This window comes from Peribacillus frigoritolerans (assembly GCF_004358755.1).
Lineage (GTDB): Bacteria > Bacillota > Bacilli > Bacillales > Bacillaceae > Bacillus_P.
Genome location: NZ_SMZY01000003.1, coordinates 485,019 through 505,464 on the forward strand (window position 1 = coordinate 485,019; position 20,446 = coordinate 505,464).

The following is a 20,446-nucleotide window of genomic DNA, read 5'->3' on the forward strand; positions in this document are numbered from 1 at the left end:
TCTTATAAAAAGATAGCTTATCTTAAAAAGTCCATTAATGTTGGCTGAATGATTCTGGCACCGACCGATAACGCAGCGCGGTGGATGCTTTCTTGTGCTGTTAAGTTCATGATGACCTTTTCTAAATCTGCATCTTCGTTTTCGGATAGAATGCGAGTCGACACAATTTCTTGTTTTCCAACCCGATCTTCTATGAGTTCCAAACGATTGTATCTTGCTCCAAGTTCTGCTCGTTCCGCAGACATTGAGTCCATTTTCTCGTCAAGTTCAGATAATAGACCGTCTAATCCAGATGCATCACCCAAAGTTAAAGCTTTCTCGATGGAACCCATCACCGCAAATAAATCTTCGCTGAAAACATTATCCGAATTTATATTCGCCTTCAACTGAACACCTTTAGAAACCTCAATTTCAAACGGAGACTTATCAATATTTACCGTCACTGTTCCATCAGCATTCAAAGTAACAGGGGCTTCCTTCGTCTGCGTCCCATTAAAAATATAATTCCCTGCCACCTGCGTATTCGCAGAACCAACTAAATCTTCCTTCAGCTGTTTAATCTCCGCACCGATTGCTTTTAAATCCTCAGGTCCATTCGTTCCATTACTGGCCTGAACCATTAACTCACGCACACGCTGCAAAACTTGTGTTCCTTGTTCAATTCCAGCCTCTGAGTTTTCCATCCATTGATAGGCCTCTGAGATGTTGCGCTGGTATTGTTCGACTTCGGTTAAGTTCGTGCGATAGTGCATCCCCTTCATGGCTACCACTGGATCATCTGAAGGACGGTTAATTTTTTTGCCGGTTGCAAGCTGATCTTGGTAGGTGCCCATTTTTTCATAGCTTTTGCTTAAGTTGCGAAGTGAGTTGCCTGCCAGCATGCTTTGGGTTACGCGCATGATTGTTCACCTACCTTCTTAGTCCGTTAATAATGGTATCGAGCATTTCATCCTGCAAAGAAATCATTTTGGCAGAAGCATTGTATGCGTGCTGGAATTGGATCATGTTTGTCATCTCTTCATCCAATGAAACGGCACTGACTGATTGGCGGCGCTGGTCGACTGCTGAACGGAGCACATCGCTGTTGCTGACTAAGCGGTTTGCTTCCTGTGCATCAACGGCCATGCCTCCGATTAAGCTTTCATAGAAATCCTGGATCGTTGTCGTTTTGCCTCCGATTGAGAAGGTCTGATTCTTCACTTCTGCTAGTGCAAGCGCATTTTTGCCATCACCCATGTTGCCATTTGAAGAAGCTGCAATGTTATCAGTTGAGTCAATGATAGACTGATGAAGGGTTAACAAAGATGCTGCATCTTTTGGCGGATCTGTCATGTTAGTAAAATCAAAAAATGGTGTACTGCTTGCCCCGCCTTCTTCAATTCTTTTGATGCTGTATCCAGCTTCCTGAACTTTGTTCACTTCAGTCGCAAAGCTGTAGGCCAATTGATCAAGCTGCCCCAGCATTTCTGGATACAGCCCGGTTGCTTCTCCGGCAAGATTGTATCCGTACGAATCGATTAGACTGCGGATTTCTCCAACACTGCCAAAATCTTTTACATCTATTGCATTTGATCCGATAGAAACTGAGTCTACCAGTTCATTATCAGAAGAAAACCCAATGCTGATTTCATTGACAGCTTTATTTTTACCATCAACTAGCGTTCCAAGGGATTGACCGTTTGCACCCATGATTTCAATCGTGACAGCACCTTCTGCAATAGAAAGCGAGTTTCCGCCGCTTTTTTCGTTCGAAATTTTAATATTTGCAAGACCTGATAGCTGATCAAGCAGGCGATCGCGTTCATCATACAGATCGTTTGCCAGATAGCCATGCGGTTCAATTTCAGAGATTTGTTTATTGATGCTGTTAATCTGTTTTGCCAGTGAATTGATTTCTTTTGTCGATACTTCTAATTCACTTTTCAATTCTCCTTGAACAGCTTTAAGGGAAGTTGATAAGTATTTGAACGTTTCTGCCACTGCAGCACCGCGTTCGCGTACAACAGCACGTGCGCCTGCATTTGTAGGATTCAAAGCGAGATCCTGCATCGACTGCCAGAAGCGGTCAAAGCTTTTGGAAAGGCCCGTTTCCGATGGTTCGTTCATGATCTCTTCCATTTTCAAAAGAGAATCGGCACGAGAATCCCAGTAGCCTACTTTGTTATTTTCATAGCGGAATTGTGTATCGAGAAAGCTGTCTCTTACCCGCTCAATGGTTCCCGCTTCAACACCTGTGCCAATCTGTCCCGGAAACTCAGGTCGGTTCATGGATGGCGCAGGATATGGTTCTGTCTGCACAAAATTAACACGCTGTCGTGTGTAGCCTGGCGTGTTGGCGTTTGCAATATTATGTCCAGTTGTATTTAAGGCGCTTTGCTGTGTAAACATACCTCTTTTTGCGATTTCAAGACCTGAAAAAGTCGAGCGCATGGTTCATTCCTCCGAGCATTAGGCTTTTGAGTCAAATAAGGATCTTCGTTTCGGTGCTGAAGCCGATCCGCCCGGAGGCTTATAGGCTGGAGATTGTTCCTTCGGCATCAGCATGTCCATTGATATCGAGACAAACTGCAGGGCCTGGATGGTAAGCTGCTGATTCAGCTTGTTGGCGTTCTTCAGCTGCTCCATTACTTCCGTTAATGACTGAAGAAGTAGAGAGAATTTTTCTTTATCTGCTGGCTCTGCTTTTTCAATGCATGCCGATAAGGTTAAATCATCTTCCCGGTTTAAATAAGCCGAAGCAAGAGCGATCCGTTCATTTTCCACTTGCTTGATGGCCTGTATATAGATTTGTTCCTGCTTGAGTGTTTGCTGCAACACAGTCAGGTCTTCTGTCTTCAGGGCTTCTGTTTTCGTTTGTGCTAATTGATATAGCTTGTGATTTAGCCCGAGCAGCTTCTCAAGCTTTAGAATTAATGACTGTGCTGACACTGCAAGTCCTCCCGAATCTATTTTTGATAGTGTTTAATCACGCTGTTTGCGATAGCCTTTGGATCAATCGTATAGGTGCCGGTTTCAACCTGTTTTTTTATGGATGCAACCTTTTCCTGTCTTGCCTGATCAATGGCATTTTGCTGCTGAAGCTCTTTAGCCTGTGTTGAAATTTCAACCTTATCCTGCTTTTTGGCTGGCTGCGCTGCTTCCTGCGGCTTTTCTGTATTGCGTTTATAAGGGTTTATCCCTGCTGAGTTTAAGTGATTGATTTTCATCCCTTTTCCTCCATTCTTTCGTTCTTCTCGTTACTATCTATATCGGCTGAAAAAAATTGTTGTTAATATCTTTAGTTGTTTTTAGGCTGAATGGTATAGTAGGTTGCCTGCTTTTCTGTGACTTTTTGCCGGCGTTCTTCTTCCTGTTCTAATTCAAACAGCTGAGTTTTGATGTCTTTTCCGCACGAAGTACAAAGCTTATTTTCTCTGATCAGCGTTCCGCATTTCTGGCACGGATATCCAAGGTTCGGAAAGTTAGCCAGCTGAATTCTGCCTTGTCTAATGAATTTTAGAATCAAGTCTTCTTCCACGTCTGTTTGTTCTTCTACCTCGAAAAGTGTTGCCATACGATTTTTACTTTGCTTTAAAAAGCCGTAAACTACTTCGAATTTTTGTTCTTCTTCTTTATAACATGCATCACAGACGGTTTTAAACTGTGTTCTCACAAATAGCTGGTAACATTCCGGACAGTTCGATAGTTCTCCCATAGATGATTCTCCTATCATTGTACTATATCTTTACTATCGGAAGCAGGCTGAAAACGTTTAGCCCCGGACAAGCGTAAGAGAAGAAACACTTTCGGCGCCATGACCGATAAGCAGTTTGGCTGCGTGTCTGATTGTTGTTCCTGTTGTATAAATATCGTCAATCAGAAGCAGTTTTTTTCCGTAAATATCAATGGCATCATCTATGAAAAAAACATTTTCAGTCTGAAGGCGTTCCATTCTTGTTTTCTTGGATTGTTTTTCTAAGTGAATTCGCATGAGAGGTTCGTGAATGGGGGCATTGAGGAAATCAGCAAGCAAGCGAGCCTGGTTGAACCCTCGTTCATAAAGCCGCTCTTTACTTAGGGGAATGGGGACGAGCAGATGAACCTTTGAGAAGTGTTTCGAGAAGATGTTTCGGAGGGGCTCGGAAAAGAGGTCAGCTAATTGGGCATCCCCTCTATATTTGTATCTGGCGATTAACTCTTTCATAAAATCATTGTACTGATAAACAGATCGATTACCCGCAAGAGCGCTGCTAAACACGGGATCTGCTTGCCATCGTTCACAGTCATAGCAGGGTTTTGCTTCCGATTGCGGCCGATCACACATCGGACACACAGCACCTTCTATCAAACTGAATTTAGATGAACAATCAGAACAGCATGCACTTCCTTGCTCATCTAAAAAAAATACACTTCGCCATGTGACAGCTTTCTCAAGCTCAGCATGGCAAATGAGACATTTGCTCATTTCTCACCTCTCACATAATTTTCACACCGCGGCATGTCTGAGACCATTTTTGCACATTCAGCTAAATTGACGATTAATGTCGTCATTTGCTGTTTGTCGACAAATTCCGCTTTTACATATGCAACCTTTTCAGGATTGGTTACATATCTTGGCTGAACACGGTTTAAAACAAGGGCAAGCACGTCATTTAAGCATTCTTCACATGTACAAGTCATCTGCAGAGCAGTCATATATTCATATAATAAATCAATCATGATTCGTTCCATCGCATTTACTACCAACGCTCTATCCCCTGTCTGTTCATCTTTTAAATGATTATGCCACAGAAGGAATATGTTGGATAGAAATAATACCTTAAACAGTTACAAAGTCACTTTTTTCGCATCTTCATTCATCATTTGAATATGCTTTTTGGCACGAATCATCGCTTCTGTTTTCCCGTAATGAAAAAAGCGCACATCACCGCTTGGATGCTTCGCACTTCTGCCGACTCGCCCGGCAATTTGCACAAGTGCGCTCTCTGTAAATACGTTGTCCTCTGCACCTAACACAGCGACATCAGAATTCGGAATGGTGACACCTCTTTCTAAAATTGTGGTTGTAATAATAATGGGAACTTCTCCATTTCGGAAGCGCTGAACCTTTTCCTTGCGGTTCGGGTCTTCTGCATAGACCCCTTCTATCAAAGGGTTCTGCTTTTTCAAAAGAGCCGTTGTTGCTTCTAATACTGGTATGGATGGAACGAACAGAAAGGCTTGTTTTTTAAATTCCAGTTGGGAAGTGATCCATGCTTGAACATTTTTTGGAAGGCATCCTTTTTGAAGGGCGCGTTTGTAATTCCCGCACCATGAAAAGACAGGTACAGGCAGCGGATGACCGTGGTATCTTTGAGGGATTTTGACTTGATTGACGATCTGTTTTTTCAGGGCATCGGATGGGGTTGCGGTTAAATAAATGAGGGAGCTGTGTTCTTTTCTTGCCCGTTCAGCAGCAAACTGGAGACTTTGATCAGCTGAGTAAGGAAAGGCATCAACTTCATCTATGACCATTAAATCAAACGTTTGTTTAAAACGGAGAAGCTGGTGAGTCGTGGATATGGTGAGGTTGGCCTGCTTAAACCGGTCTTCGCTTCCTCCATATAGAGCGGCAATTTCCGCTTGAGGAAAAACGGACTTAAGTCTCGGGGCAAGTTCGAGAACAACATCCATGCGCGGGGTAGCAATGCAGACTTGCTTGTTTTCAAGCAGAGCTTGTTCAATTCCTTTGAAAAGCATTTCTGTTTTCCCTGCACCGCACACAGCCCAAATGAGGAGGTCATCTTTATTTTTTAGAGCATCAAGCATGCGGTCTGACCCTTTTTGCTGCTCTTTTGATAGCTGCCCCTCCCATTGCATCGCTTTAAATTCAGGCTGCCGGATCTCTGATTCAGGACCCGTCCAGTTAAGAAGAGGTGTACATTCGCTGACTCTTCCCATAAGGATGCAGGCGCGGCAATAAGAGCAATGTTCACCGCACCTTGCACACTTAAATGAAGCAATCATGCTTTGATCCCTGTTGTTACAGCGATTACATCTAAACTGTTTATTCGATTTCTCCAAGCCATACTCATACTCAATATAGCCGTTTTCATAATGCCGGTGGATGAGTTCAAACGGAAATGGAATTTCATCGATGAGCAGCTTTTTTCCCTGAAGATGTTTTTGGAGGTCTGTGGAATAGGTAAACGATGGATTGATTTGGCTAACACGGAGGTGATGCTTTGAAAACGGAAGTCCTTCTTCGTCATTCTCTGTGGGTTTCAACAATCCATTATGTATGTGAAATCTCATTCTGCATCGAATTTTGTTTGTTCGATTTTTCTGAATCTTTTTTCCACACTGATGGGTGTACGGTTTAGATGTCTTGCTATATCACGGAATTTTATCCCTTTCTTTCTTAAGTCAATCAGCTTTTTATCTTCTAGTGTTGTCCAGTGACGGTAGGCTCTTTTCTGTAAATCAATTTCCTGCAATAAGACCACTCCTCTAATTTAATGTAGCATTATCTTAAGTATGTTAAATTTTGCAGAAATTGTCTAGTCTTGTCATATGATTAAAAGATAAGGAAATCAAATTTTCGGTGCTAATTTCGTTATTTTTGCGTTGATTTTCGGATTTTGTTGTTTCGGCGAACGAAATAGTTTTGCGAGTATTCCAAATTAAGGTAAATATGCAGTGGTGAGCATTATTTTAATAAATTAATTCTTCATTTTAACTATCGAAAATTTTTTTTCACTTGTGGATTAGTTTTGGTGTGATTTATGACTATGCAAATCAATTCTCTCAACAAAAAAACTGACCCCACAAGCCGCAAGCTGCAGCCTTAAGAGTCAGTCTCTCATTCCATTATCTCTTATACCACCCAAGTCCCATCGCACCTTCACCTAAATGCGTGCCGATAACCGGTCCGAAATAGCTGATGGAGTATTCTACATGGGGATACTTCGCTTCTAGTTCTTCCTTCATTTGCTGAGCTTCATCCGGGCGGTTGGCATGTATGATGACCGCGCGCATTGGTTCTCCAGCACGTGCGACTTCATCAAAAAGATCGTAGATGCGGTTGATTGCTTTTTTGCGTGTGCGGATTTTTTCAAACGGGACGATCAGTTTATCGACAAAATGCAGGATAGGTTTGACCTGCAGGAGGCTGCCGATCATAGCCTGCGCACCGCTTAAACGTCCGCCGCGCTGTAAATGTGATAAATCATCTACCATGAAATAAGCTTGATTTGTCTTTTTCACTTCGTTCAGCCGTGCCATGATTTCCTCAGGTGATTTGCCTTCTGCAGCAAGTTCCGCGGCCTCAATAGCATAAAACCCTTGAACCATGCAGCTGACTTCTGAATCGAATGCATAAACCTCAATGTTATCAACCATTTGGCCCGCTGAAACAGCTCCGTTGTAGGTTCCGCTGATTCCGCTTGATAAATGAACACTGATGACCGCATCATTTTCTTTAGAAAGCTCTTCGAATAATTCAACAAACTTTCCCACTGAAGGCTGTGACGTAGTCGGAAGCTCGCCTCTGTTTTTGACTTCTGCATAAAAGTCTGCAGCTGTAATTTCAACTTCCTCCTGGTACACTTCCCCGCCAAAAATCACGCTCAGCGGAATCATATGAATATTTAACCGCTCCCGTGTTTCTTTTGGAATATAAGCTGTGCTGTCCGTAACTATTGCCGTTTTCATATATGTACCATCCTTGTAATCGACTTCTCTTATTGTTCTTTTATTTTATAAGATAATCCTTTTCATTTCATTACTTTGTTAGTAAAGGCTGTTTTTTCATAGATTGTTGTTTTTTATTATAAATGTTGTCCGTTGCTTTCCGCGGGGAGCATGGGAGCCTCCTCGGCGTTGCCTGTGGGGTCTCCCAATTTGCTCTATTTCCCGCAGGAGTCAAGTTCCTTCCGCTACAATCCACTTTAGGTTTTAACATATAGTCTAAAAAAAGCACTGTTTACGAAAAGAGCCTGTGTAAATAAACGAAGAATAAAAAAATAAATCCCTGCTATCTACTATAACAGGGATTTGAGCGATATAGAAATGCATTCTAAAAAAAGAGCTGTTAAAAGCAAAAAACCTGCCGAAGCAGGTTTTATCGCACTTCCACCCAGCCGTTTTTGATGGCAACGACTACAGCTTGAGTACGGTCATTAACGTTCATTTTTTGAAGAATGTTGCTTACGTGATTTTTAACGGTTTTCTCACTGATGAAAAGGGCTTCGCCGATTCCGCGGTTGCTTTTTCCGTCCGCAAGCATTTGCAGCACTTCGCATTCGCGGCGAGTTAAAATATGTAATGGACGTCGGATTTCAGTCGTGATGGTTGTTGTGCCTCCGCCTGATCCGCTTGTCGCAAGACGTCTGAATTCATTCACAAGGTTATGTGTTACTTTAGGATGCAAGTATGATCCGCCATCAGAAACGACTTTAACAGCTTCGATCAGTGTGTCTGCATCCATTTCTTTTAACAGATAGCCGCGAGCGCCTGTTTTCAAAGCGTGAGTTACATAGTTCTCATCGTCGTGAATCGACAGGATGATGACCTTTGTTTCTGGATTTGCTTCCACCAGCTGTTTTGTAGCTTCCACGCCGTTTACTTTTGGCATGTTGATGTCCATGATGACAACATCAGGCTTGCTGTCTTCAACGATGGCTAATGCATCTTCGCCGTCATCGCCTTCTGATACAACTTCAAAGCTTGGTTCGAAATCCAAGATTCGTTTGACGCCTTCTCGGAATAATTGGTGATCATCGATTATCGCAATTCTTGTCTTCATGCATACGCCTCCCATTTTTTTATTCTAGTCTATTACACAGTGATGCCGTCAATATGTCTTTGGTCTATTTTTTCAGACGTTGAGAGGCACTTGTATCATGATGAATGTCCCAAGACCTATTTTAGAATCAATTGTAATTCGGCCGTTTAAGAGCTCTACACGCTCTCGCATTCCAAGGAGACCGAACGATTTGTTCTGATTTTGCTTCATTTCTTTCGTATCGAACCCTTTTCCGTTATCCTTGATCATCAGAATGATATTATTCTGATTCACCTCAACCTTAACCTGAATCTCACGGGCTTCTGCGTGCTTCAAAGCATTTGTGACTGCTTCCTGAGCCAGTCTGAACAGTGCTACTTCAAAACGCGGCGGAAGCCGGTTTTCTTCAAAATCGCCGAGGCTTGAAAATAAGATGCGGGTTTTACCGTTATACTCTTCGATTGTATAAAGGTACTTTCTGAGGGTCGGTATGAGTCCAAGGTCATCCAGTGCCATTGGCCTTAAATCATAAATAATCCTCCGAACCTCATACAGGGCATTGCGAACATTTTGGCGAAGGCTGCGGATTTCTTTAAATCCTTCGTCAGAACCCCGCTCTCTGAAGATCCGTTCAATCAGCTCAGAACGCATCATGACGTTAGCAAGCATCTGCGCAGGGCCGTCATGTATTTCTCTCGAAACACGCTTGCGCTCTTCTTCCTGAGCTTCAATGATTCTCAGACCGAAATCCTGCTTCTGCTGTGCATCTTCAATCAGCATGCCTACCTGACGAAGATCCTGATGCAGATAATTCAAGACAACAGAGATTTGGCTCACAAGCACCTCAGCCCGTTCAATCGTCTCCTGAAGCCCAAGCAGCCTTCTCTCTAAATCATCACGCCGGTCTCTGAGCTGCTTCTCTTTTTGCTGAAGCATGGTGAGCTCCACCTGAAGCTTGTGGGCTTTCTCATAGGCTTCCCGGATCTCTTCCTCGCTGAATTGCTTAAAGTGCTTGCTCACCTCAGACAGACGCGATCTTGCAAACCTGGCATGGACCTCAAGCTTGTCTCCCTGTTCGATCACATCATTAACTTGTATTTTAATTTGTTTTAGTTCTTCTACAAGCTCTTCATATTGCTGACGGGACTGTTCGCCGATTTTAAAAATCTCGCCTTTGCTGCCGTCAACCGTCTTTACCATCTTATCCAGAATTTGATCAAGCACTTTGCAGTCAAGCTTCTTGGAGTCCACTATATCTCCTCCACTAATGGGTTAAAATAAACTTCACACAATATAATGATTGAAGTGAAAATTTTGTCGCTTTATAATATAAGAATGTGCATTTATAATTCCATTTGCCTTCTATAAGCTTGCAAGGAGGTGTACGAGCATGCTTTCACACTATTATACCGTAAAAGGATACGGAGAGCATGAAATATCCATACAGAAATCACGTTTTATTTGTTATATAAACCGCGCAGAAACCGAAGAAGAGGCGCAGGCCTTCATTCAGCAGATAAAAAAGAAGCATTGGGATGCGACACATAACTGCTCAGCCTATTTAATCGGCGAACACGATCTGATCCAAAAAGCAAATGACGACGGGGAACCAAACGGAACCGCAGGAGTGCCGATCCTTGAAGTACTTAAAAAGAGACAGCTGAAAGATACCGTTGCCGTTGTCACCCGTTATTTCGGCGGCATAAAGCTCGGTGCAGGCGGATTGATCCGCGCATACGGAAGCTCAACCTCTGAAGCCCTGAACGCAATCGGCATCGTCGAGCGTAAGTTAACGCGCGTGATGCATACTAAGATTGATTATACATGGCTTGGAAAAGTGGAAAATGAACTGAGAAATTCACACTATCAGCTTAAAGAAATTCATTATCTTGATACCGTTGAGGTTGAGACGTTTGTCGAAGAAGGTCAGAAGGATCAATTCATAGAGTGGATGACGGAGCTTACAAATGGCCAGGGTGCAATCAGCGAAGGTGCTCAAATTTATTTGGAACAGCCAAAAATTTAAATGGACAGAGGAGTAACTTATGAATAGGCAGGAAGTTAAAAAAATAAAGAAAAAGAAGAAGAAAAGTGTCTTTAAACGAATTTTATTTTTGTTCTTCATACTATTTTTATTAGTCGGCGGATACGCTGGATATGTTTTTTATCAAACCTATCAGGCAGCAAACAATTCATTTGATGATTTAGGAAGAGATAAATCAAAGCTCCGCGATGAGGCGGTCACCATTTCCAACGATCCCGTTTCCATTCTGTTAATGGGTGTTGAAAACTACTCGAGCGGCGGATCTGGAGGACGGGCTGATACACTGATGGTTGCTACGTTCAATCCAAAGGATCAAACGATGAAATTGCTGAGTCTTCCACGTGATACTCGCGTAGAAATCCCAGGTAAAGAAACAAAGCGAAAAATCAATTCAGCCTATTCAGCAGGCGGAAAAGAATTGACGATTGAAACAGTCGAAGGATTCTTGGAAATTCCGATCGATTACTATGCAACAGTCAACTTTGAGGGCTTCAAAAACATCATCGATATCGTTGGCGGCATTACTGTTGATGTTCCTTTCGATTTCACTCAAAACAGTGATGATCCAAAGGCTGAGAAACTCGAGTTCACCGAAGGCCCTATGAAAATGGACGGAAGATACGCATTGGCCTATGCAAGAATGAGGCTGCAGGATCCTAATAATGACATTGGACGTAACGAAAGACAGCAGCAGGTTGTAAAAGAAGTGATCAATGAAATCGTATCAGCAGGCACTCTGCTAAAGGTTGACAAGCTGACAAACGAAGTTGGCAAGAACGTTGAAACCAACATGAGAATGTCCGAGCTATTAGGCTTCTATAAAAAGTACAACAACTTTAACACGAATAAAATTGAAACTGTAAAGCTTGAAGGCGTGGGAGAATACATCGGCAACGCCGCTTACTGGATTCCGGATGATGAAAGCCTTGAAGAAGTAAGAGATGAACTGAGAGAGCATTTAGAGCTTCAAACATCTCAGGACGATACGTTAGAGAGCAATTAATACAGAGAATCCCAAGCCTTATTGGCTTGGGATTTTATTCTATTTACTGAAAGTTTATCAACTCGTAAAAGACTTGGTCCAACTTTCAGCCTTCATTACCAGCAAAGAAAACATAAAAAAACCGCACAGCAGCTGCTATGCGGAATTAATTATCTTTTTGAGGCTTTGAGTTTTCTGAATGCGTTGATAAGCGGTTTATGGCCTTCCCCGATCAATCCGATGAGTTCAGCTGTAATCTGGATGAAAAACAGCAGAATCATCATAATCAAGAGAGCCATCCACATCGTTGCATTTGAGAAAAGAATAGCTGACAGTCCAAAGCATGCACTGAAAAAGTAAATAAGCAGCACGGATTTTCTGTGGCTGAATCCCATGTCCACTAAACAATAGTGCAAATGCAGCTTATCAGGTGCAGCAATATTCTGTCTGTTCACCAGTCTTCGCACAATCGCAAAGAGTGTGTCGAAAATAGGTATAGCCAGTACAATGATCGGTATAATAAAACCGAATAATGTGATGTTCTTAAATAACCCCATTGTCGAAAGGATCGCGATGGAGTATCCGAGGAACAGCGCTCCGGTGTCTCCCATAAAAATCTTCGCAGGGTAGAAATTGTGAATCAGGAATCCGAGTGTGCTTCCGATCAGAATGACACATAGAGATACAACCGCAAACTGAAAATTCGTAAACGCCATGATCAGAATGCTGGTCATCGCTATAGATGAAACGCCAGCAGCAAGTCCGTCCAATCCATCGATCAGGTTGATGGCGTTTGTGACGCCGACAATCCAGAGGATGGTTACAGGATAGCTCCAGTAATCAAGGTAAATCAGTCCGAGAAACGGAAGGGTAATCTTGTTAATGAGCAATCCGGATGAGACAACGACTGCAGCTGCAGCCAGCTGCCCTGCAAGCTTATACTTTGCTGAAAGAGTAAAGCGATCATCAAGGATACCAATAAAGATAATGATGAAAGCACCGATTATTATCTCTTTCATATACATTGATTCAGGACGCAGGTAGAGGTAACCTGCCACAACGCCGATAAAGATGGCGAGACCGCCAAGCCTTGGCATTAGGCCCTGATGAATTTTTCTGCTGTTGGGCTTGTCTACCGCCCCGATTTTAATTGCAAGTTTTTTTATAAGTGGTGTAATAGATACAGCCACTATAAACGATACTATAAAAGCTATAATATAATTAGAATAATCTAACATGCTTACACCAACTTGTGTGAGATATTTTCACTTCCTCCATCATAGCAAAAATATATAAACTTGCAATTATTATTTTGTTAAGATTCTGTACGGTTTATTCTAAGTATGAACTCTTTTTGAACAAAATAATAATGGCTATTGCTGCTTCAGCAATTTTTTATAAAACGATACTAACTTTCTTTCTTCAGTTTCCCAATTATAGGTCGTTTCGAAACTCATTCTTCCATTTACACCAAAATCTTTTGTCATTTCAGGGTTATCAAGCAGCACATTCAGCGCATCTGCAATGGATTCAGGCTTCTCAGGATCAATTAAAAGGCCGCTGTCCGAATTCTCCACCACTCTTCGGTAATGCGGGAAATCTGAAGCCAGAATGGCAACACCTGCTGCCATGTATTCAAATAATTTATTTGGCAGACAGACCAAATGATTGGGCTCAGGCAAATAAGGAATAATTCCTATTGAAGCCTTTGAGAGATAGGTTTCGATCTCTGAATAAGGCACACTTCCCATAAACTCCACACGGTCAGCAAAACCGTATGCTTTTACCTTTTCTTTGATTTTCCGCTCAAAGGCTTCAGACTCAAATCTTCCAACAAAAAGAAATTTCGCATCCGGGTGCTTGTCCGCTGCTAATGCAAAGGCCTCTGTTAATTGTTCAATTCCTCTGATAGGAGTGATACCCCCAAGATAAAGAACCATGTCTGGGTCTTTCAGGGCATAATGATTCAGCTTAAACATTTCAGTCAGAGGATAATTTTCAATCTTGCAGGAGTCATAGCGCTGATATCTTTCTCCTACTTCATCCGTTGTATAAATAACTCCTGATAAAATGGGAAGACATATTCTTTCAATTGCCTCGTAGATGAGACGAACAGGTTTTTTCATCCAGCTTTTCAAGTATTTTTTGCTCATAATCGCATTCGGATAATGCTCATGGGCATCAAAAATGACAGGTTTCCCGGTGAAAATACGAAGCAGAACGCCTGCTGGGATAAGCTCTGGATCATGGAAATGATAGAGGTCTGCATTTGTTTTTCTTGCAGCTTTAAAAACCGTAAACGTATGTAAAAAGCGCTTCAATTCCTGCTTTGGCTTTTCGATTGGAATAAGCTTGATTGAATCATCCAGGATCATTTCAGGCTTCGGTGCGACAAGCGAAACATCATACCCCGCCTTAACTAGAGACTTGCATTGCTTATGATAAATACGTCCGTCATATGCGTTATGAACAGACGTGATGACACAGATTTTCTTCATGATATCCATTCCTTTTTTGAAGTTATAGCAGAGTATTACTTTTAGCGCATTGATGTCCAGCTCCAGCGCCTAGCTCCTCGGTCAGAACGGATCCGCCAAAAAAGTCAAACCCGGACTTTTCCGTCGGATCCTTATCTGCCTTTCGGAGCTGACCAAGGCACTTCCGCTTTTCTTAACTCAAAGTTGTAACTTTTCAATTTATACTTTACACTATTATATTGACATATCCTAATTTTTAATGGAAAGGGATCACTATGAAAATCGTTTATATAACACAGCACTTTCCGCCTGAAATTGGTGCCGCACAAGGCCGTGCCTTTGATATGAGTACGAATCTTTCAAACCTGGGGCATGATCTGCATGTGCTGACGGCCTTTCCAAATCATGAATCAACTTCTAAATTGTACAGCAAAGAGAAGATGAACAAGCTATCGGTTTATCGCTCTTTTCGCATACGTGATACTAAAAAAAGCTCAATCCGGCGTTTGGCCAACTACTTGTCGTTCATGTGCTCAAGCATCGCAAGCGGCTTGCTCGTCAAAAAGCCGGACATTGTTTATGCAACCTCTCCTCAGCTTTTTCAAGGGGTTACCGGGTATGTGCTGAGCCGCATTCATAGAACAAAGTTCGTTTTCGAAGTCCGTGATTTATGGGTCGACTTCGCTGAAATTTTAGGTCAGTTTAAAAACAAAAAATTGCTGAATCTTGCCAGAAAACTTGAAAATTTCATTTATAAGAAAGCCGATCTGATTGTTGTCGTCACACACGGCTACAAAGATCGTCTGATAGACCTGGGTATTTCAGCAGATAAGATCATCGTTATTCCAAATGGAGTGAATCCAAATTCCTTAAAACCTGTAATAAAAAGGAACGATGTGAAAAAGGAATACGGGATTGAAGATAAATTTCTCGTCCTATATACAGGCAACATTGGTGCAGCGCAAGGTCTTCAGACCATCATAACGGCCGCGGTGAAGCTGAAGGATGACCCTTCTGTCTGCTTTATGTTCATAGGTGAAGGCGTTGAAAAAGAAGCTTTAATGGAACAAGTAAAAGCAAATCATTTAACCAACGTGCACTTTCTGGACAGCAAAAGAAAAGAAGAATTGGCTTCCTACTATGACAGCGCCGATCTTGGCATTGTCAGCTTAAAAAAGCATCCGCTATTTGAGATCACCATTCCATCCAAAGTGTTTGATTATATGGCTGTGTCACTTCCGGTACTGATTGGCGTTGAAGGTGAAGCAAGGGAGATCGTAGAGAAAAATCATGCCGGCTTCACGTTTGAACCTGAGAATCCGGAAGACTTTATCCGCGCACTGAAGCTCGCTCAAAGCCAGCCTGAAACACTTAAAGATATGAAGAAAAACCTGCGTTACCATCTCCTTCAATCATTTAACAGAGAAACACAGGCAGCAGAGCTTTCGGAAGCCCTGCAGGACTGCAAAGAATCTCATAGTATAAACCATATAAAAAAGACGACCTGATTTCAGAATCAGGTCGTCTTTTTTATCTAAAAGAAATATTGTGTTTCGCGCTTTAATTGTCCAGCTCCTCGGCCAGAACGGTTCCGGCAAAAAAGTCAAACCCGGACTTTGGATCCTTATCTGTATGTCGGAGCAAAACGGGCGTCTCCGCTTTTCTTATTATACCTCAAAAGGCACAGGCTTCTCATCACGCTTTTTAAAATAGTGCAGAATCGCTTCCACAATACGTCTTGAAGCTTCTCCGTCCCCGTATGGATTAGAGGCTTTCGACATCTCTTCATAGCGTTCTTTATTGTTAAGCAGCTCGTAAGCAAGCTGATAGATTGTTTCCTCATCTGTGCCTGCAAGCTTCAATGTTCCTGCTTCAATTCCTTCAGGGCGCTCAGTTGTGTCGCGGAGAACAAGAACCGGTACTCCCAGAGATGGCGCTTCTTCCTGCACGCCGCCTGAATCGGTAAGAATGATATGAGCTTTAGAAGCGAAGTTATGGAAATCATAAACGCCAAGCGGCTCGATCAAGTGAATTCTTGGATCATTTCCGAGAATTTCATCTGCGACTTCACGAACAGCCGGATTTAAATGGACAGGGTAAACAACCTGCACATCATCATGCTCTGTGATTAGACGCTTAATCGCACGGAACATGTTGCGCATTGGCTCTCCTAAGTTCTCGCGGCGGTGAGCTGTTAATAGAATCATGCGGTCTGATCCTACTTTTTCAAGCACTTCATGAGAGTAGGAATCCTTAACAGTTGTTTTTAAAGCATCAATCGCCGTGTTGCCAGTTATGTAAATGGTCTCGCCTTTTTTATTTTCCTGAAGCAGATTTGCCTCCGCTTTGTTCGTTGGGGCAAAATGAAGATCTGCGATTACGCCTGTAATTTGACGGTTCACTTCTTCAGGGAATGGAGAGTATTTGTTCCATGTTCTGAGTCCTGCTTCTACATGGCCGACAGCAATCTGATTGTAAAAGGCAGCTAAGCTTGCTACAAAAGTTGTCGTTGTATCACCATGAACAAGTACAAGATCAGGCTTAACGTCCTTCATCACTTCATCTAAGCCTTCAAGCGCCTTTGTTGTCACACCTGTCAGCGTCTGACGGTCCTTCATAATGTTCAGATCGTGATCTGGAGTAACTTCAAACAATTCCAGAACCTGATCAAGCATTTGACGGTGCTGGGCCGTTACAGTAACGATTGAATCAATTTCATCCGGGTACTTTTCAAGTTCAAGCACAAGCGGTGCCATTTTGATGGCTTCAGGTCTTGTACCGAAAATAGTCATGACTTTTAATTTGCGATCCATATATACGAAACTCCTTTTATAGTTCATTTTAGGCAGCTATTGTTCATTATATCACGTGCCTGAAAAGAGTATTTTTCTTTATTATTAGGATTTCATTACAATATTATTAGAAAAGCGGAATCGCCCGGTTAGCGCAGGCAGGCAAGACATCAAAGTGCAAAACTTTAAAAAAAGATGTGGTGCCTTAAACCCCACATCCACTACGAAAAATTCTCATACATCTGTATCAGCTTTTTGCTTTCTGCCTCCCAAGTTAAAACCTCTCGTGCACGCAGACAATTTTGCTGATAGTAAGCATATTGGTTCATAATCTCTAAAATTCCATTTACAATGCCTTCTGGCGTTTCCTCTGCCAGCACGCCGGTTTTGTACTCATCAATAATGACAGACTTGCCGGGGTGGTTGGAAGATACGGCAGGAACGCCTGCCTGCAGATATTCAAAGATTTTATTTGGTGTTGAATAATAGTTGTTTTTAGAAACCTTCTCATACATGACAAGGCCGATGTCAGCCTTCAAGGTGTAATGAATTAAATTCTCAGACGATACCTGATCGTGAAAAAAGACCCTGTCTGACAGTCCAAGTGAGACTGTACGGCTGACTAGCTCATCCTTCAAAATACCCGAACCGATCATTACCAGTTTGTAGGTTTCAGGAAGCTTTGCCATTGCATCGATAATCAATTCCAGTCCGCGGTACGGAGAAAATCCGCCTTGATAGAGCAGAATCGTATCATTTTCATTGAATGAATAATCCCAGTCAATCGCTTTCTCCTGTTTAAGGACATCCTTGTGAAAAAGAGGGATATTTTGAATGAGCACGCATGGTTTTTCTCCATTTTTTTCAAACAAATAATCTCTAAGATAAGGATTAACTGTTACAAGGTAATCGATTTTTTGAAAAAGCCGTTTTTCCATGGCGTACCCTGTGATGCGGTCGAGCTGATTGCGCCCGGCCATCTCATTGAAGATTTCATGTGAATCGTAGATGAGCTTCGCAGAGAAATCCTTTGACAGCATGTGCCCCTGCCACAGCGTATTTAAATCATGACAATGAACAGCGTCAATCGAGATCTCTTTCAAATGCACTTTGACCTTTTTATAAAACTCATAGTAGGCCAGGTAGTCTTTAGGAATTTTGACAAGCGGCAACCTCGCCGTGCGGACGATCAGCTTTTTAACTGCAGATTGCCTTGTTTGCGCACTTGCCTTCCCTTTAGACATAGTAGCTTTCATGCTTTTTACCGAAATGCCAATCCGAATCAAGTGAATGTTTTTATGTAAAAAAGGATCAGGCTCCTGGAATTCTCTGACGCAGGCTAAGTATACGGCATGTCCTGCTTCAGCTAATGCCAGGGCCTCTCTTTTTACTCTCGCATCATAAGGAATATCCTTATACAGCAGCATGAGGATATTCATTTTCTTGCCAGTTTCATAAACTCATCATATTCCTTGACGATCGGCCCTGTTTCGCCGACTGCTTTTTGCTCACCAAGATGAATCCATACAACACGGTCGCAGATCGCTCTTACTAGATTCGATGAGTGGGTTACAAGAATAACCGTTCTTTCTTGTTTGATTTTCTCCATAATTGCTTCACGGCATTTTTGCTGAAAAGCTGTGTCGCCTACTCCCAGAACTTCATCAATGAGAAGAATCTCAGGATCAAGTGAAATAGCCGTAGCAAATGCGAGTCTTGATTTCATTCCCGCAGAATATGTGCGCACAGGTTTATAAATAAAATCGCCAAGCTCGGAGAATTCTATAATATCATCGATTTTTTCATCAATGGTTTTCTTATTATGACCAAGCAGCAAGCCATTTAAATAGATGTTTTCGATTCCAGGCAGCTCCGGCTGAAATCCCGCTCCTAATGAAAGGAGAACCGGGTGTTCCTCGTCCATAATGCTGAATTCGCCTTTATCAGGAGAAATCAGTCCGCTGAGCAGCTTTAAAAGCGTACTTTTACCCGAACCGTTACGGCCGATAACGCCAAGAACCTCGCCTTTTTTCACTTCGAAGTTCAGGCCTTTCAGCGCCCAGAAACGGTCATCTTTTTTATGAAGATTCAATAGTTTTTTTAATGGTTTTTCTGTATGCTCCGGATAAGATACCCAGAGATCTTTAACTTCAATTATATTTTCACTCAATTAAATCACCTTAGCATATTCTTTTTCATTTTTGTTTAACAGGCGTATTCCTAAATACAAGATAGCAAGTGAAAGAATGGTCAAGATAAGCATCGGTAAAAATTCAGGAGGTCTGCCGTAAATCAGTACGTCTCTATAGGATTCCAAAAATGTTGTAAAAGGATTCAAATAGAGATATGGAACTAAACTAGCAGGTACGTCTTTCATTTCAAACAATACAGGTGATAGATACATTAAGACCCTTGAAATATATTGCATCATATTTTTCACATCCCGGATAAAGACGCCAAGATGGGCAAGGAAAATCATAACGCCTAATAGGCAGAATGCATTTATCAAAAAGATGAACGGGAAATAGAGAATATTCCATGAAAAGTCAATTCCGTATATCGCCAAAAATAAAATAAGCACAACGGCGCTGATTATAAATTTAATGCAGTTAACAAGTAAGCGAACGATAATAAAAATAATTTTCGGTACATAAACCTGCTGCAGAATATTCCCTTTGGATGAGATGGCGTTCGTTCCATCTACAAGAGCAGCCGTTACAAATTTCAGCGGAATTAAGCCAGTAAAGATAATCACTGCATAATTCTCTCCGCCTCTATCAAGGATAACCACGACCAGCAAGTAAAAAATGGCCATATAAAAAATCGGATCCAAGATCCACCATAGAAAACCAAAGTATGTTCTTGAATTGTTTGCTTTAAAATCAGAAGCAGTCAAATGATAGATCAAGTCTTTGTTGTTTTTTATGGCCTTTAATGTATCTAATAGCATAAGATGTTCTCCTAACTAACAAAATGTTGCACCTTAATAATAATATACTTAGTTAAATCACCTTTCAAGTTTTACAATGAAATGTAAACGTTTTGACATGATTTGAAACAGGCTTGTGCTGTATGGTGATAACTTCGAGCACATAATTAGGTTACGGTTGATTCCACTTTGCGCTCAAGAATCAGATTTGAGGAATCATAGCATGCGGTTGATTCCACTTTGATCCGCAAATATCAAAATTAAGGAATCATAGCGTACCGTTGATTCCACTTTCCTGCGCAAAACCCAAAATGGTGGAAGCATAGCGTGCGGTTGATTCCACTTTGATCCGCAAAATCCAAAATAGAGGAATCATAGCATGCCGTTGATTCCACTTTCCTGCGCAAAACCCAAAATGGTGGAATCATAGCGTGCGGTTGATTCCACTTTCCTGCGCAAAACCTAAAATGGAGGAATCA

General features: G+C 41.9%; 21 protein-coding genes. 3 read left to right on the top strand and 18 right to left on the bottom strand.

The window, feature by feature from the left end:
- Window positions 1–17 precede the first annotated feature (17 nt).
- From flgL to E2R53_RS15995, 12 genes are all read right to left on the bottom strand, one after another.
- A complete protein-coding gene (gene flgL / locus E2R53_RS15940) occupies window positions 18–899 on the bottom strand; it encodes a flagellar hook-associated protein FlgL (protein ID WP_133312715.1) in 882 nt (293 codons plus the stop codon).
- A 10-nt stretch (window positions 900–909) separates the two neighbouring features.
- Window positions 910–2,430, bottom strand: a complete 1,521-nt coding sequence (gene flgK / locus E2R53_RS15945) for a flagellar hook-associated protein FlgK (RefSeq protein ID WP_133312716.1) — start codon at window positions 2,428–2,430, stop codon at window positions 910–912.
- A gap of 18 nt (window positions 2,431–2,448) precedes the next feature.
- On the bottom strand, window positions 2,449–2,928 hold the full coding sequence (locus E2R53_RS15950) for a flagellar protein FlgN (protein ID WP_165971009.1): 480 nt from the start codon (window positions 2,926–2,928) through the stop codon (window positions 2,449–2,451).
- A 17-nt stretch (window positions 2,929–2,945) separates the two neighbouring features.
- Window positions 2,946–3,206, bottom strand: coding sequence for a flagellar biosynthesis anti-sigma factor FlgM (gene flgM / locus E2R53_RS15955; protein WP_133312718.1), 261 nt, complete (start codon window positions 3,204–3,206; stop codon window positions 2,946–2,948).
- Between the two features lie 71 nt (window positions 3,207–3,277).
- Window positions 3,278–3,694, bottom strand: a complete 417-nt coding sequence (locus tag E2R53_RS15960; protein ID WP_133312719.1) for a TIGR03826 family flagellar region protein — start codon at window positions 3,692–3,694, stop codon at window positions 3,278–3,280.
- Window positions 3,695–3,751: 57 nt separating this feature from the next.
- Complete coding sequence (locus E2R53_RS15965; RefSeq protein WP_133312720.1) at window positions 3,752–4,444, bottom strand: ComF family protein; 693 nt, start codon at window positions 4,442–4,444, stop codon at window positions 3,752–3,754.
- On the bottom strand, window positions 4,441–4,725 hold the full coding sequence (locus tag E2R53_RS15970; RefSeq protein ID WP_133312721.1) for a late competence development ComFB family protein: 285 nt from the start codon (window positions 4,723–4,725) through the stop codon (window positions 4,441–4,443). The genes E2R53_RS15965 and E2R53_RS15970 overlap by 4 nt, the downstream gene beginning before the upstream one ends.
- Before the next feature lie 81 nt (window positions 4,726–4,806).
- Window positions 4,807–6,273 carry a DEAD/DEAH box helicase gene (locus tag E2R53_RS15975; RefSeq protein ID WP_133312722.1) on the bottom strand — a complete coding sequence of 489 codons (1,467 nt, stop codon included), beginning with the start codon at window positions 6,271–6,273 and terminating at the stop codon, window positions 4,807–4,809.
- Window positions 6,270–6,455, bottom strand: a complete 186-nt coding sequence (locus E2R53_RS15980; RefSeq protein ID WP_165971010.1) for an SANT/Myb-like DNA-binding domain-containing protein — start codon at window positions 6,453–6,455, stop codon at window positions 6,270–6,272. Before E2R53_RS15980 ends, E2R53_RS15975 begins: the two co-directional genes overlap by 4 nt.
- Window positions 6,456–6,828: 373 nt before the next feature.
- Window positions 6,829–7,671 carry a DegV family protein gene (locus E2R53_RS15985; protein WP_133312724.1) on the bottom strand — a complete coding sequence of 281 codons (843 nt, stop codon included), beginning with the start codon at window positions 7,669–7,671 and terminating at the stop codon, window positions 6,829–6,831.
- A gap of 409 nt (window positions 7,672–8,080) precedes the next feature.
- Window positions 8,081–8,764 (bottom strand): response regulator transcription factor, encoded by a 684-nt coding sequence (locus E2R53_RS15990; protein ID WP_070878231.1) that lies wholly within the window; start codon window positions 8,762–8,764, stop codon window positions 8,081–8,083.
- A gap of 72 nt (window positions 8,765–8,836) precedes the next feature.
- Window positions 8,837–9,994 carry a sensor histidine kinase gene (locus tag E2R53_RS15995; RefSeq protein ID WP_133312725.1) on the bottom strand — a complete coding sequence of 386 codons (1,158 nt, stop codon included), beginning with the start codon at window positions 9,992–9,994 and terminating at the stop codon, window positions 8,837–8,839.
- A 139-nt stretch (window positions 9,995–10,133) separates the two neighbouring features.
- On the opposite strand from E2R53_RS15995, the gene E2R53_RS16000 reads away from it, so the two are divergent.
- Both E2R53_RS16000 and E2R53_RS16005 read left to right on the top strand, forming a co-directional pair.
- Window positions 10,134–10,769, top strand: a complete 636-nt coding sequence (locus E2R53_RS16000) for a YigZ family protein (RefSeq protein ID WP_133312726.1) — start codon at window positions 10,134–10,136, stop codon at window positions 10,767–10,769.
- A gap of 19 nt (window positions 10,770–10,788) precedes the next feature.
- A complete protein-coding gene (locus E2R53_RS16005; protein ID WP_133312727.1) occupies window positions 10,789–11,790 on the top strand; it encodes an LCP family protein in 1,002 nt (333 codons plus the stop codon).
- Between the two features lie 149 nt (window positions 11,791–11,939).
- On the opposite strand, the gene E2R53_RS16010 is transcribed toward E2R53_RS16005, so the two are convergent.
- Window positions 11,940–13,007, bottom strand: coding sequence for a glycosyltransferase family 4 protein (locus E2R53_RS16010; protein WP_133312728.1), 1,068 nt, complete (start codon window positions 13,005–13,007; stop codon window positions 11,940–11,942).
- A 135-nt stretch (window positions 13,008–13,142) separates the two neighbouring features.
- A complete protein-coding gene (locus E2R53_RS16015) occupies window positions 13,143–14,267 on the bottom strand; it encodes a glycosyltransferase family 4 protein (RefSeq protein ID WP_165971011.1) in 1,125 nt (374 codons plus the stop codon).
- Window positions 14,268–14,521: 254 nt separating this feature from the next.
- Here E2R53_RS16015 and E2R53_RS16020 point away from each other — a divergent pair, with 254 nt between their 5' ends.
- Window positions 14,522–15,754, top strand: a complete 1,233-nt coding sequence (locus E2R53_RS16020) for a glycosyltransferase family 4 protein (protein WP_133312730.1) — start codon at window positions 14,522–14,524, stop codon at window positions 15,752–15,754.
- Window positions 15,755–15,913: 159 nt separating this feature from the next.
- Here the strand turns inward: E2R53_RS16020 and wecB are convergent, their stop codons facing one another.
- The 4 genes from wecB to E2R53_RS16040 all read right to left on the bottom strand — a co-directional run bounded on the left by wecB (window position 15,914) and on the right by E2R53_RS16040 (window position 19,988).
- Window positions 15,914–17,059: a non-hydrolyzing UDP-N-acetylglucosamine 2-epimerase gene (gene wecB / locus E2R53_RS16025; protein ID WP_133312731.1), complete on the bottom strand. Its 1,146-nt coding sequence runs from the start codon at window positions 17,057–17,059 to the stop codon at window positions 15,914–15,916.
- Between the two features lie 200 nt (window positions 17,060–17,259).
- Complete coding sequence (locus tag E2R53_RS16030; RefSeq protein WP_133312732.1) at window positions 17,260–18,477, bottom strand: glycosyltransferase; 1,218 nt, start codon at window positions 18,475–18,477, stop codon at window positions 17,260–17,262.
- Window positions 18,474–19,208, bottom strand: coding sequence for an ABC transporter ATP-binding protein (locus E2R53_RS16035; protein ID WP_070878247.1), 735 nt, complete (start codon window positions 19,206–19,208; stop codon window positions 18,474–18,476). Before E2R53_RS16035 ends, E2R53_RS16030 begins: the two co-directional genes overlap by 4 nt.
- On the bottom strand, window positions 19,209–19,988 hold the full coding sequence (locus E2R53_RS16040) for an ABC transporter permease (RefSeq protein WP_133312733.1): 780 nt from the start codon (window positions 19,986–19,988) through the stop codon (window positions 19,209–19,211).
- Window positions 19,989–20,446: the final 458 nt, after the last annotated feature.

Excerpts from the sequence above, each read along its gene's own strand:
- flgL (WP_133312715.1), bottom strand. The coding sequence starts at position 899 with ATGCGCGTAACCCAAAGCATGCTGGCAGGCAACTCACTTCGCAACTTA.
- flgK (WP_133312716.1), bottom strand. The coding sequence starts at position 2,430 with ATGCGCTCGACTTTTTCAGGTCTTGAAATCGCAAAAAGAGGTATGTTT.
- flgM (WP_133312718.1), bottom strand. The coding sequence starts at position 3,206 with ATGAAAATCAATCACTTAAACTCAGCAGGGATAAACCCTTATAAACGC.
- E2R53_RS15960 (WP_133312719.1), bottom strand. The coding sequence starts at position 3,694 with ATGGGAGAACTATCGAACTGTCCGGAATGTTACCAGCTATTTGTGAGA.
- E2R53_RS15965 (WP_133312720.1), bottom strand. The coding sequence starts at position 4,444 with ATGAGCAAATGTCTCATTTGCCATGCTGAGCTTGAGAAAGCTGTCACA.
- E2R53_RS15975 (WP_133312722.1), bottom strand. The coding sequence starts at position 6,273 with ATGAGATTTCACATACATAATGGATTGTTGAAACCCACAGAGAATGAC.
- E2R53_RS15985 (WP_133312724.1), bottom strand. The coding sequence starts at position 7,671 with ATGAAAACGGCAATAGTTACGGACAGCACAGCTTATATTCCAAAAGAA.
- E2R53_RS15990 (WP_070878231.1), bottom strand. The coding sequence starts at position 8,764 with ATGAAGACAAGAATTGCGATAATCGATGATCACCAATTATTCCGAGAA.
- E2R53_RS16000 (WP_133312726.1), top strand. The coding sequence starts at position 10,134 with ATGCTTTCACACTATTATACCGTAAAAGGATACGGAGAGCATGAAATA.
- E2R53_RS16005 (WP_133312727.1), top strand. The coding sequence starts at position 10,789 with ATGAATAGGCAGGAAGTTAAAAAAATAAAGAAAAAGAAGAAGAAAAGT.
- E2R53_RS16010 (WP_133312728.1), bottom strand. The coding sequence starts at position 13,007 with ATGTTAGATTATTCTAATTATATTATAGCTTTTATAGTATCGTTTATA.
- E2R53_RS16015 (WP_165971011.1), bottom strand. The coding sequence starts at position 14,267 with ATGAAGAAAATCTGTGTCATCACGTCTGTTCATAACGCATATGACGGA.
- E2R53_RS16020 (WP_133312730.1), top strand. The coding sequence starts at position 14,522 with ATGAAAATCGTTTATATAACACAGCACTTTCCGCCTGAAATTGGTGCC.
- wecB (WP_133312731.1), bottom strand. The coding sequence starts at position 17,059 with ATGGATCGCAAATTAAAAGTCATGACTATTTTCGGTACAAGACCTGAA.
- E2R53_RS16030 (WP_133312732.1), bottom strand. The coding sequence starts at position 18,477 with ATGAATATCCTCATGCTGCTGTATAAGGATATTCCTTATGATGCGAGA.
- E2R53_RS16040 (WP_133312733.1), bottom strand. The coding sequence starts at position 19,988 with ATGCTATTAGATACATTAAAGGCCATAAAAAACAACAAAGACTTGATC.